The organism is Pseudomonas sp. PDM19, from assembly GCF_014852215.1.
In the GTDB taxonomy this organism is placed as follows: domain Bacteria; phylum Pseudomonadota; class Gammaproteobacteria; order Pseudomonadales; family Pseudomonadaceae; genus Pseudomonas.
In genome coordinates this window covers 1,013,171-1,025,270 of the sequence record NZ_JACVBG010000001.1, presented here as the reverse complement: position 1 = coordinate 1,025,270, position 12,100 = coordinate 1,013,171, and the positions used below count along the sequence as shown (strand labels likewise).

Here is a 12,100-nt window from a genome sequence, read left to right as displayed (position 1 = left end):
CTTCAATGAGTTAGCAGCACGCTCAGTGTCGCGCGCAGCTTGCCCGGCTTCACCGGCTTGTTCAGCAGCGGCATCCCCAGCCGCTGCAACGCACGACGGCAATCATCGCTGCGGTCGGCGGTGATCATCAGCGCCGGCAGCTCGCAGCGGAAATACTCGCGCAGCCCACGCACCGCCTCGCAGCCGGTGCGGCCATGGTCGAGGTGGTAGTCGGCCAGGATCACCTCCGGCGCCTTGCCATCCAGCGCCTGCAGCGCTTCCTCGTAGCTGGTCGCTACCAGTACCTCGCAGCCCCACTGTCCGAGCAGCGCCGCCATGCTGGCGAGGATCGCCTCTTCGTTGTCGATCACCAGCAGGCGCCGGCCCGGCAGCGGGTCGCCGGTCACCGGGCGCGGGCCGCTCTCCACCAGCCCCGGTTGCGGCAGATCGCGCACCAGCGGCACTTCGAGGGAGAACACCGACCCACGCCCCGGCACCGAGCGCACCTGCACCCGGCAACCGAGGATACCGGCGATGCGGTCGACGATCGCCAGGCCCAGCCCGACACCGCGGCGGTTGGCCGTGCGCCCGGCGTCGAGCTGGTTGAATTCAAGGAAGATGGCTTGCAGCTGGTCCGCCGGAATCCCCCGTCCGGTGTCCCAGACTTCCAGCCTGACGCTATCCCCGCGCCGGCGCGCGGCGAGCATCACGCTGCCGCGCTCGGTGTAGCGGCAGGCGTTGCTGAGGAAGTTGCGCAGGATGCGCGACAGCAGACGATGATCGGTGCGCACCGCCAGCGCGGGAATCCGTGAGCGCAGGCGCAGCCCGGCGGCGCGCGCCACTTCGTCGAACTCCGAGACCAGCGGGCCGAGCAGTTCGTCCAGCGGATAGACATCCAGGTCCGGGCGGATAGCGCTCTGGTCCAGGCGGGCGATTTCCAGCAGGTCGGTGAGCAGGTCCTCGGCGCCTTCCAGCGCCTGGTGCGTGCGCTCCACCAGCACCTGTTCGGCGTTCGGCAGCTTGCGCTCGCGCAGGGTGGAAACCAGCAGGCGCGCGGCATTCAGCGGTTGCAGCAGGTCGTGACTGGCGGCGGCCAGGTACTTGTCCTTGCTGTTGTTGGCGGCCTCGGCGGCGTCGCGAGCCTCGCGCAGTTGCTGGTTCAGCCCCTCCAGCTCACGGGTGCGCTCGGCGACGCGTTGCTCCAGCTCCTCGTTCAGGCTCTGCAGGCGCTGCTGGGCCTGGACGCGCTCGGTGATGTCGGCGACGAAGCCTTCCACCAGGCCTTCCTCATCCGGCTTGATCAAGAGGTTCATCAGGACGATCACATGGCTGCCATCGCGGCGGCGCAGGCGCGTCTCGTAGCCGAACAGGCCGTCGCGCTCGCGCAGCAGCGCACGGATGCGGCGCATCTCCGCCTCGCCGCCGACGAACAGCTGGCTGGCCATGTCCTGCAGGTTGAACAGCACCTGCTGCGGGTCGTCGTAGCCGAGCATCCGCGCCAGCGCCGGGTTGGCGGCGCGCAGGCCCTGGCTCAGGCTGGCCTGGAAGATACCGTGGACGGCGTGCTCGAAGAGCCATTTGTAGCGGTTGCGCTCGGCTTCCAGCTCGTCCAGCCGCGCCACCAGCTCGGGGTAGTGGCTCTTGCGCGCGGAATGGCTGCCCAGGCCGAGCAACCCGGCCAGGGCCTGTTGCTGCTGCTCGTCAGAGGGCCTCGCCATACACCACCTCGACATCGCGCTGGCTGGACTCGCGAGGGTTGGTGAGGATGCACGGGTCCTGCATCGCGTGGCGCGAGAGGAAGGGAATGTCGGAACTGCCCACGCCATGCAGGCCCAGGCTTTCGTGGAAGCCCACGGCGTTCTTCAGGGCGATCAGGTGTTCCACCAGGCGCTGGCGGATCTGCGCATGGTTCATGCCACGGCAGTCGATGCCGAAGGTCTCGGCAATCACCTTGAAGCGCTCGGGCGCGGCACTGTAGTTGAAGGCCACCACGTGCTCCACCAGCACGGCATTGCACAGCCCGTGCGGCAGGTCGAGGTAGCCGCCCAGGCTGTGGGACATGGCGTGCACCGCGCCGAGGATCGCGTTGGAGAACGCCAGCCCCGCCTGCATGCTGCCCAGCATGATCTTCTCGCGCAGGGCGATGTCCGCCGGGTTGGCGATCATCTGCACCAGGTTGCCGTTGATCAGCCGCATGGCCTCCAGCGCGTGGGGGTCGGTGAGCGGGCCGTGGCCGGTCGAAACGAATGCCTCGATGGCGTGCACCAGCGCATCGATACCGGTGCAGGCGGAGAGGAACGGGTCCATGGTCAGGGTGGTTTCCGGGTCGATCAGCGACACATCGGGCACCACCGCCTTGCTGACGATGGAGAACTTCATCCGCTCGTCCTGGTTGGAGATGATCACGAACTGCGAGACGTCGGCGGAGGTACCGGCGGTAGTGGGGATCAGGATCAGCGGCGGGCTGGGCACGCGCAGGGTGTCCACGCCCTCGAACTCGAGGATGTTGCGGTCGTGGGCGGCGACGATGCCGATGCCCTTGGCGCAGTCCATCGGGCTGCCGCCGCCGACCGCGACAATCACGTTGCAGCCTTCGCTGCGGTAGACCTCGGCGCCACGCATGACTTCTTCCACGCGCGGGTTGGGCGACACCTGGGTGTAACGGCAGAAGGGAATGTCCTGGGCGGCCAGGCTGGCCTCGATATCGGCGACCCAGCCGGCGGCGACTACACCGGGGTCCGACACGACCAGCACCTTGCGGGCGCCGAAGGTTTTCACGTAATTGGCGACATTGTGCCGGCATCCGGCACCGAAAATGATCTCTGGCGAGACGAACTTGCGCAGCTGGCTGAGCTCGTGGGACATCGGGGGCTCTGTCATTATTGTTATGGGATATTTCCGGCAGCCTACTGCATCCGTCAGGTATTGCAATGCGACCTTGGCAGACGGTTCTGACAGTCGGTTCTGACGGATATCAGCCCGCCAGCAGCGCCTGATAGAAACGCCATTCGGCCTCCAGCGCGTGGGCCAGGTTGGCGGCCTGACGGAAGCCATGGCGCTCCCCGGCATAGTGGTGTACCTCCACCGGTACGCCGCGCTGGCGCAGGCTTTCGACCATGGCGTCGGTCTGCGCCGGCACCACCACCGCATCCAGCTCGCCCTGGAAGAAGATCATCGGCGCGTGGATGTGTTCGGCCTGCAGCACCGGCGTGCGCTCGCGGTAGCGCTCGGCGTCCTGATGCGGGTCGCCGATCAGCCAGTCCAGGTAGTCCGCCTCGAACTTGTGGGTGACCCGCGCCAGCGCCTGCGGATCGCTGACGCCATAGAGGCTGGCGCCGCCGCGCAAGCCCGGCAGCCGTGCCAGCGCCATCAGCGCGCTGTAGCCGCCGGCACTGGCGCCCCGCACGAACACCCGCTGGCGGTCGATGCGCCCGGCCTTGGCAAGCCCTTCCCCAGAGAGAAAATCCAGCGCCGCGCCGATGTCCTCCACTTCCACCTGCCCCCAGCCCAAATGCAGGCGCTCGCGGTAGGCGCGGCCATAGCCGCTGCTGCCGCGATAGTTGATATCGGCGACGGCAAAGCCCCGCCGCGTCCAGAACTGGATGCGCCCGTCGAACACCGGGTAGCTGGCCGAGGTCGGTCCGCCATGCAGGAACACCACCAGCGGCGGAGCCCCGTCCGTGGCGTAGGGCGGATAGAAGAATCCATGGCCGCATTCGTCCTCGCCCACCGGGTAGTGGAAGGCTTCGCCACGGGACAGCTCGGCCTCCGGCAACGGCCTCTCGCCACCGGCCAGCACCTGGGTGGAACCGTCCACCCGGCGGATCGCCAGCAGCGTCGGCAGGCGGTCCGGCGCAGCGGCGATGCAATAGAAGTGGCGCTCGTCCGCCGCCAGCGAACGGAAGCGGCTGTACTCCGGTGCCAGCCGGCGCTCACCGCCATGCCCGTCATACAGCACCAGCACGCCGCGCCCCTCTTCGTAGCGCGTTGCCAGCAGCTCGCCACGCGGCAGCGGCAGGAAGGTACGCCCGCCAAGTTGCCAGGGCGCGCTGGCGTGGTCGGCGGCGACGCCGGACAAGGCGCCGAGCACTTCGTGGTACGGCTGCCAGTAGCCGGCGCAGTCGCTGAGCCAGTGTAACCGGCCGTCTTCGGCAAAGCGCGGCTGCTGGATGGATTCATGGCGGGCCTGCCCGGCCAGGCAGCGTTCTTCCCCGGCAAAGGATTCGCACAGCCGGGTGCGCGTCCAGGGCTGGTGCGGGCGGTCCCACTCCACCCAGACGATGCGCTCGGCCCTGCTGTCAGCCACCGGGGAAGAATAGAAATCCGCGCCCGACGCGATCACCCGGCGCCGTCCATCGGCATCTAGGCGGACGATGCGATGGTTCACCCCGCCGCTGCCGTTCTCCTCTTCCACCGCCAGCAGCGCATTCCACGCCGGCACGTAGTGCAGGTCGCCGTAGCGGCAGTCGTCGCGGTGGGTAATCGGCCGGGGCGCACCACCCAGGCGCAGCCAGTACACCTGCTGGTCGCCCTCTTCCACCCAGGCCACGCCGTCGGCGGTGGCGCAGCAGGAACCGCCGCCGTATTCGTAGACACGGCTGCGCACCGAAGCGCCGGGCGGTGTCAGCTCGACGCTCTGCCCTTCACGACGGAGGAACAGCCGGCAGCGCGCGCTGGTGGGGTCGAACGCGGCCCACAGCAATCCGCCATGGGCCACGTGCAGCTCGGCGAAATCCCCGGCGGCGGCCACCGCGCGTTCGGCGCTCCAGTCGCTGCTCTGCATCCTCAGGCCTTGCAGATCAGTTGCGAGGCCCGCTCGTTGCGCAGGGTCAGCGCGCTGAGCGGCGCGGCCGCGGTTTCCGCCTCGCGACGGGCGTCAAGGATGATGCCGTGGTGGGCCGACTTGGCACACACCGGGTCAGTTGCCTCGGCATCGCCGGTGAGCATGAAGGCCTGGCAGCGGCAGCCACCGAAGTCGCGTTCCTTCTCGTCGCAGGAGCGGCACGGCTCCGGCATCCACGAATCGCCACGGAAGCGGTTGAAGCCGAACGACTCATACCAGATGTGCTGCAGGCTGTGCTCGCGCACGTTGGGGAACTTGACCGGCAGTTGCCGCGCACTGTGGCACGGCAGCGCGGTGCCGTCCGGGGTGACGTCGAGGAACACGCTGCCCCAGCCGCCCATGCAGGCCTTGGGGCGCTCCTCGTAGTAATCGGGCACCACGAAGATCAGCTTGCACGGGTTGCCTTCGGCAGCCAGGCGCTCGCGGTACTGTGCGGTGATGCGTTCGGCGCGCTGCAGCTGCTCGCGGGTCGGCAGCAGGCCGGCGCGGTTCAGCTCCGCCCAGCCGTAGAACTGGCAGGTGGCAAGCTCGACGAAGTCGGCCTCCAGCTCGATGCACAGCTCGATGATGCGGTCGATGCTGTCGATGTTGTGCCGGTGGGTGACGAAGTTCAGCACCATCGGGTAGCCGTGGGCCTTCACCGCGCGGGCCATGGCGAGCTTCTGGGCGAAGGCCTTGCGCGAGCCGGCGAGCAGGTTGTTCACCTCCTCGTCGGCGGCCTGGAAGCTGATCTGGATATGGTCGAGACCTGCGTCGGCGAACTCCTTCAGGCGCTTCTCGTTGAGGCCGATGCCGGAGGTGATCAGGTTGGTGTAGAAACCCAGCCCGCGCGCCGCGGCGATCAGTTCGGCGAGGTCCTGGCGCACCAGCGGCTCGCCACCGGAGAAGCCCAGCTGCGCCGCGCCCATCTCGCGGGCCTGGCGGAACACTTCGATCCATTGCTGGGTGGAAAGCTCCTCGCCGCCCCTGGCGAAGTCCAGCGGGTTGGAGCAATACGGGCACTGCAGCGGGCAGCGGTAGGTCAGCTCGGCCAGCAGCCAGAGCGGCGGGCCTACCGGCGCCTCAGCGCAGCTCGATCCAGAATTGCGCATGGGCCACCTCGAGGAATGCCAGGATGTCTTCGTCGATGCCCGGCACACCGGGGAAATCGGCACGCAGGCCATCGATGATGCCGGCGACGTCGGCTTGCCCGTCGACCCGGCCGAGAATCGCCCCGGCGCTGTCGTTGAGCTTCACCATCCCTTCGGGATAGAGCAGCACGTGGCAGCCCTGCGCCGGTTCGAATTGCAGGCGGAAGCCCCGGCGCAGTGCCGGTACGCTGTCCAGCGAAGGCAGACTCATCACAGCAACCCCCTGTGCCATACGCGCTCGCTCGTCACCGTGTGGTACGGCGGGCGCTCCAGTTCATAGGCCATGCTCATCGCGTCAAGCATGCTCCAGAGCACGTCGAGCTTGAATTGCAGGATTTCCAGCATGCGCTCCTGGGCCTCGCGGGTGCGGTAGTGCTCCAGGGTGATGCGCAGGCCGTGCTCGACATCGCGGCGCGCCTGGGACAGGCGCTTGCGGAAGTAGTCGTAGCCGGCGGCGTCGATCCACGGGTAGTGCTGCGGCCAGCTGTCCAGGCGCGACTGGTGGATCTGCGGGGCGAACAGCTCGGTGAGCGAACTACTGGCGGCTTCCTGCCAGCTGGCGCGACGGGCGAAGTTGACGTAGGCGTCCACGGCGAAGCGCACGCCGGGCAGCACCAGCTCCTGGGACAGCACCTGTTCGCGGTCCAGCCCGACCGATTCGGCCAGGCGCAGCCAGGCTTCGATGCCGCCCTCCTCGCCGGGTGCGCCGTCATGGTCGAGGATGCGCTGCAGCCATTCGCGGCGTACGTCGCGGTCCGGGCAGTTGGCGAGGATCGCCGCATCCTTGAGCGGGATGTTCACCTGGTAGTAGAAGCGGTTGGCCACCCAGCCCTGGATCTGCTCGCGGCTGGCGCGGCCTTCGTACATGGCCACGTGGTACGGGTGGAAGATGTGGTAGCAGGCGCCCTTGGCGCGCAGTGCCTGCTCGAATTCGGCGGGGCTCATGGCTTCGCGGGTCATCGCGACGCTCCTTCTGGGAAAAGCGCCATTAAAGGAAAATCCCCATGCCATCGAACGCCACCTCGATACCGCGCGCGTCCAGTTCGGCGCGTTCGGGCGAGGCAATGTCGAGGATGGGATTGGTGTTGTTGATGTGGATGAGCACCTTGCGCGGGCCGTCGATGCCGTCGAGCACCTCGATCATGCCGCCGGGACCGCTCTGCGCCAGGTGGCCCATCTCGCTGCCGAGCTTGTCGCCGACCTCGCAGGCGCGCATTTCGTCGTCGCGCCAGAGCGTGCCGTCCACCAGCAGGCAGTCGGCGCGGCGCATCCAGGCCAGCAGCTCGTCGTCCACCTGGCCCAGGCCCGGTGCGTAGAACAGCTTGCCGCCGGTGGACAGGTCCTCGATGAACAGGCCGATGTTGTCGCCCGGATGCGGGTTGCCCCGGTGCGGCGAATACGGCGGCGCACTGCTGCGCAGGGCGATGGCGGTGAGGCGCAGGCCCGGGCAGGCCGGGATGCTGAAGGGCTCGGCATCCAGCGCGATGAGCCGGTGCTTCAGCCCGCCATTCCAGTGCGACAGCATGGGGAACAGCGGGAAGCCGGTGGACAGGTCCTGGTGGACCATTTCCGTGCACCAGACCTCGTGTGGGCAGCCTTCACGCAGGCTCAGCAGGCCGGTGGTGTGGTCGATCTGGCTGTCCAGCAGGACGATGGCGGCAATCGCCGAATCCCGCAGCCGCCGCGCCGGCTGCAGCGCCGGGAAGGACGCCAGCTGGGCGCGGATGTCGGGTGAGGCGTTGCAGAGAATCCAGTTCGCGCCGTCGTCGGACAGCGCGATGGACGATTGGGTGCGTGGCTGCGCGATCACGCTGCCGTCGCGGACGCCGCGACAGTTGCGGCAATTGCAGTTCCACTGGGGAAAGCCGCCACCGGCGGCCGACCCGAGAATTCGGATGTGCATGACAGTGCCCCGTGGGCAGGGGCCCCGGCGGACCGGGGCCGAGTGGATCAGCGGTTGGCGAAGTACAGGGTCACTTCGAAGCCAAGGCGCAGGTCGGTGAAGCTAGGCTTGGTCCACATGGGTCTGTCCTCTTTCTTGTTGGAAGGCGCCGGCAAGCCCGGCAAGTCGAGTTAAACACCAGGGTCAGGCACTCCGAATGATACTTTCGAAGGAGATTCCCCCCTGATTTGGTAGCGGGCCCGCGACAGCTGTCGCACCCCGCCGCTACAACTGTCCCATCGCTGCGACAGCCGTTGCCCCGTTGCGCCCGCACCTTTTGGCGGCGAGCGCTCTGGCGCAGGGCTCGGCGCCCCGCGCGGCGTATTTCGGCACAGGCCTTGCTCGGGCTCTCGTCGCCCGTGACCCACCGGTCTAGACTAGCCAATCCTCGGAACGGTCCTACACGGAGCCGGTCCCATACAAAAACAATGCGCCGCAGTCCGACTGACGGCCGCCGGGAGTGACCATGCACCCGCAATCCCTGGAAAACTGCCCGAACGACCTTGCCGCCTTCATCGCCGATCACTTCGGCGAGCGTGACATCCAGCCCGAGGGCGCCATCGCGCGCTCCTGGTACCGCAGCGTGATGGAGCACCATCTCGACCCGCGCGCGCGGGCGGAAAAACACATCCTCACCGCCGGGGAAATCCGCGAGCACCAGGGCCTGCACCAGGACTACCTGGCGATTGCCAGCCAGGGCGTCACCGGCCTTGCCCGGCGCGTGCTGCCGGCCGGTTTCGCGGTGCTGCTCAGCGACGAGCGCGGCATCACCCTCGATGCGCGCCTGCCCAGCGAGCGCGACCGCTACACCCAGGCCGGGCTGATCGTCGGCGCGCGCTGGGACGAATCCATCGCCGGCACCAACGGCATCGGCACCGCGCTGGCCGCTGGCGAGGCGCTGACCATCCACCGCCAGGAGCACTTCCTGGTGAGCAACTTCCGCCTGAGCTGCTCGGTGGCGCCGATCTTCGACGCCCAGCACCGCCTGCGCGGCTGCCTGAACGCCACCTGCCTGTACAACGACGGGCCCAAGGACGCGCAGTACCTGACCCTGCAACTGGTGATCCTGTACGCCCGGCTGATCGAGAACGCCAGCTTCCGCCAGCGCTACCGCGACCGTCTGACCCTGTCGGTGAAGGCCCGCGACGAGGTGTCGGACCTGGCCAACGAACAGCTGATCGCCCTCGACGACCAGGGCCGGGTGATCGGCGGCAACCACGCCGCCTTCACCGCCTGCCGTGGCGAGCTGCTGGGCAGCCGCATCGAGCAACTGCTGGAGGCGGACGTCGACCAGTTGCTCGACCTGAGCAAGGGCGGCGCGCGGGGCATCCGCCTGCGCACCCTGGCCGATCACGCGCTGGTCGATGTCGGCCTGCGCACGCCGGCCAGCCTGCCACGCCGCAGTGCGCCAGCCGCTGCTGCCGCGAAAAGCCCGGAGCATCCCGACCTCACCCGCCTCGCCGGCGCCGACCCACGCCTGCAGGACGGCGTGCGCAAGCTGCGCAAGGTGCTCGACAAGGGCATTTCCATCCTGGTGACCGGCGAGACCGGCACCGGCAAGGAAGCCTTCGCCCGCGCCATCCACCAGGCCAGCGCGCGCCATGCCGGGCCCTTCGTTGCGCTGAACTGCGCGGCGATCCCGGAAAGCCTGATCGAGAGCGAACTCTTCGGCTACCGCGGCGGCAGCTTTACCGGCGCCAGCAAGAAAGGCATGAAGGGCAAACTGGAACTGGCCAACGGCGGCACGCTGTTCCTCGACGAGATCGGCGACATGCCGGCGCACCTGCAGACGCGCCTGCTGCGCGTGCTGGCCGAGCGCGAAATCCTCCCGCTGGGCGCCGAAGCGCCGGTGGCGCTGGACGTGCAGGTGGTCTCCGCGACCCACCAGAACCTCGCCGAGATGATCCGCGCCAAGGGCTTCCGCGAGGACCTGTTCTACCGCCTTGCCGGCATGACCCTGCAACTGCCGGCGCTGCGCGAGCGCACTGACCGCGAAGCGCTGATCGACAGCCTGCTGGCGGGCCTGGGCGGCACCCTGCACCTCGATGGCGCGGTGCGTGAGCGGCTGCGCGGCCATCCGTGGCCGGGCAACATCCGCCAGTTGCTGAACTGCTTGCGCTACGCCGCCGCCCTCGCCGAGGACGGCCGCATAGACCTGGACTGCCTGCCGATGGAGTTGCATCAAGCTGCACCTGCCGTCACTGCCGAAGCGTTGCCGACAGCCACCACGACCGCCCTCGCCGCCCGCCTGGACGACGACGAAGCCCGCCACCTGCTGGCGGTGCTGCGTGAGCAGCAGTGGAACATCAGTGCGGTGGCGCAGCAGTTCGGCATTGCCCGGTCGACCCTGTATCGGAAGATGAAGAAGCACGGCATCGTGCAGCCCAACGCGCTGTATTGATCCTTTCCCTTTTCCCTGCGTCCGCGATTCACTCGCTTCGGGCGCAGGGAAAAAGGAGCGAGCCTCACCTGGCAAGGAAGGCCCGCCCAAGCAAAACGGTGATGGGGTTACGGGTACTGCGTTCGCTTTCCCTGGGAGCTCCGTGCGCGCCCTGACACCCTCTCCCCCGCCCTGGCTGCGCGCCCCGCTCCGAAGGGAGAGGGAGTATTCGAGTGAAGCGTGGCGACGGTGCTTTCCTGACACCTTGGTATCAGGTGGAAGCCGTCGCTGCACCTCACGCCGATCCAGTCCCCTCTCCCTTCAGGGAGAGGGTTAGGGAGAGGGTCCAAGCCCAGGCACGGACTAGCCCGGCTCACTCCTGCGCATAAACCACATGCGTATGCGTGTACTCGTACAACCCATGCTTGCCATCCGCGCCGCCGATGCCGGACTTGCGGGTACCGGCGTGGAAGCCCTGCATCGCCTCGAAGTTCTCGCGGTTGATGTAGGTTTCGCCGAAGTCCAGCTCACGGCTGGCCTTGAGCGCGGCGCTGAGGTTGCGGGTGTAGATCGACGAGGTCAGGCCGTAGTCGCTGTCGTTGGCCAGGGCGATGGCCTCGTCGAGGTCGTCCACCACCTGGATCGGCAGCACCGGGCCGAAGATTTCCTTGCGCATGATCTCCATGTCGCCCTTGCAGCCGGCGAGCACTGTGGGCTGGTAGTGGAAGCCCTTGCCGAGGTCGGCCACGGCGCCGCCGGTGATGATCTGGGCGCCCTGCCCGGTCGCCGTGCGGACCATCTGCGCGACCTTGTCCAGGCCGATGCGGTTGACCAGCGGGCCCATGTCGAGGTCCGCCTGCACGTTCGGGTCGCCGAAGCGGGTGGCGGCCATGGCGGCGGCGATCTTCTCGATGAACTGGTCGGCCACCTGGCGCTGCACGTAGACGCGCTCGGCGCAGTTGCACACCTGCCCGGTATTGATCACCCGCGAGGCCTTGATGGCGTTCACCGCCAGCTCCAGGTCGGCGTCGGCGAGGACGATGGCCGGCGCCTTGCCGCCCAGCTCCAGGTTCAGCTTGGTGATGTTCGGCGCGGCCGCCGCCATGATCCGTGAGCCGGTGGCGACGCTGCCGGTGAAGCTGATCAGGTCCACCCCGGCGTGGCTGGTCAGCGCACTGCCGGCGCTGGCCCCGGTGCCGCCGACGACGTTGAAGACGCCGGTGGGCAGGTCGGTCTCCGCGACCAGACGGGCGAACTCGAAGCAGTTGATCGGGGTTTCTTCGCTGGGTTTGACCACGATGGTATTGCCGGTCAGCAGCGCCGGCGCCATCTTCCGGGCGATGAGGAAGAACGGGAAGTTCCACGGCAGGATGCCCGCCACCACGCCCAGCGGCTTGCGCAGCAGGAAGATGTGCTCGCCGGCGCGGTCGCTGGTCAGCACTTCGCCTTCCAGGCGGCGCGCCCACTCGGCCATGTAGTCGAGGTAGTCGGCGGTGAAGTTCACTTCCACTTCCGCCAGCGCCGGCACCTTGCCCTGCTCGGCGGTGATGATCTTCGCCAGGCGCGGGGCATTGGCACGGACCTTCTCGGCGATCTTGCGCAGGTAGCCGGCGCGCTCGATGGCCGGCCTGGCCGCCCAGCCCTTCTGCGCCGCGCGGGCGGCGCCGATGGCGCTGTCCACCTGGGCCGCGCTGGCCTCGGGGATGCGCGCCAGCAGCTCGCCGTTGGCCGGGTTGTGTACCTCGATCAACGGCTCGCCGGCGACGAAGCGGTTGTCGATGTAGTGCTGGTAGGTTGTCACGTCAGTCATGGGTTGCTCTCCGGTT

At 68.1% G+C, this 12,100-nt stretch carries 10 protein-coding genes; 1 reads left to right on the top strand and 9 read right to left on the bottom strand.

Going from position 1 to position 12,100, the window contains the following annotated elements; translation table 11 throughout:
* Positions 1-2: 2 nt before the first annotated feature.
* The 8 genes from IB273_RS04420 to pqqA all read right to left on the bottom strand — a co-directional run bounded on the left by IB273_RS04420 (position 3) and on the right by pqqA (position 7,974).
* The gene (locus IB273_RS04420) at positions 3-1,697 is read right to left on the bottom strand and encodes a NahK/ErcS family hybrid sensor histidine kinase/response regulator (protein WP_192223350.1); all 1,695 of its coding nucleotides are present in this window, start codon (positions 1,695-1,697) and stop codon (positions 3-5) included.
* Positions 1,681-2,844 (bottom strand): alcohol dehydrogenase-like regulatory protein ErcA, encoded by a 1,164-nt coding sequence (gene ercA / locus IB273_RS04415; protein ID WP_081519758.1) that lies wholly within the window; start codon positions 2,842-2,844, stop codon positions 1,681-1,683. Before ercA ends, IB273_RS04420 begins: the two co-directional genes overlap by 17 nt.
* A gap of 109 nt (positions 2,845-2,953) precedes the next feature.
* A complete protein-coding gene (locus IB273_RS04410; protein ID WP_192223349.1) occupies positions 2,954-4,762 on the bottom strand; it encodes an alpha/beta hydrolase family protein in 1,809 nt (602 codons plus the stop codon).
* 2 nt (positions 4,763-4,764) lie between these two features.
* On the bottom strand, positions 4,765-5,913 hold the full coding sequence (gene pqqE / locus IB273_RS04405; protein ID WP_192223348.1) for a pyrroloquinoline quinone biosynthesis protein PqqE: 1,149 nt from the start codon (positions 5,911-5,913) through the stop codon (positions 4,765-4,767).
* On the bottom strand, positions 5,885-6,163 hold the full coding sequence (gene pqqD / locus IB273_RS04400) for a pyrroloquinoline quinone biosynthesis peptide chaperone PqqD (protein ID WP_017518379.1): 279 nt from the start codon (positions 6,161-6,163) through the stop codon (positions 5,885-5,887). Before pqqD ends, pqqE begins: the two co-directional genes overlap by 29 nt.
* Positions 6,163-6,912, bottom strand: coding sequence for a pyrroloquinoline-quinone synthase PqqC (pqqC, locus tag IB273_RS04395; protein ID WP_151186981.1), 750 nt, complete (start codon positions 6,910-6,912; stop codon positions 6,163-6,165). Before pqqC ends, pqqD begins: the two co-directional genes overlap by 1 nt.
* A 28-nt stretch (positions 6,913-6,940) precedes the next feature.
* Complete coding sequence (pqqB, locus tag IB273_RS04390; protein WP_151186980.1) at positions 6,941-7,855, bottom strand: pyrroloquinoline quinone biosynthesis protein PqqB; 915 nt, start codon at positions 7,853-7,855, stop codon at positions 6,941-6,943.
* Between the two features lie 47 nt (positions 7,856-7,902).
* A complete protein-coding gene (pqqA, locus tag IB273_RS04385; RefSeq protein ID WP_003106462.1) occupies positions 7,903-7,974 on the bottom strand; it encodes a pyrroloquinoline quinone precursor peptide PqqA in 72 nt (23 codons plus the stop codon).
* Positions 7,975-8,360: 386 nt separating this feature from the next.
* Between pqqA and IB273_RS04380 the strand changes: the two genes are divergently transcribed.
* Positions 8,361-10,295 carry a sigma-54-dependent Fis family transcriptional regulator gene (locus IB273_RS04380; RefSeq protein ID WP_151186979.1) on the top strand — a complete coding sequence of 645 codons (1,935 nt, stop codon included), beginning with the start codon at positions 8,361-8,363 and terminating at the stop codon, positions 10,293-10,295.
* A 352-nt stretch (positions 10,296-10,647) separates the two neighbouring features.
* On the opposite strand, the gene aldA is transcribed toward IB273_RS04380, so the two are convergent.
* On the bottom strand, positions 10,648-12,084 hold the full coding sequence (gene aldA / locus IB273_RS04375) for an aldehyde dehydrogenase (RefSeq protein ID WP_151186978.1): 1,437 nt from the start codon (positions 12,082-12,084) through the stop codon (positions 10,648-10,650).
* Positions 12,085-12,100: the final 16 nt, after the last annotated feature.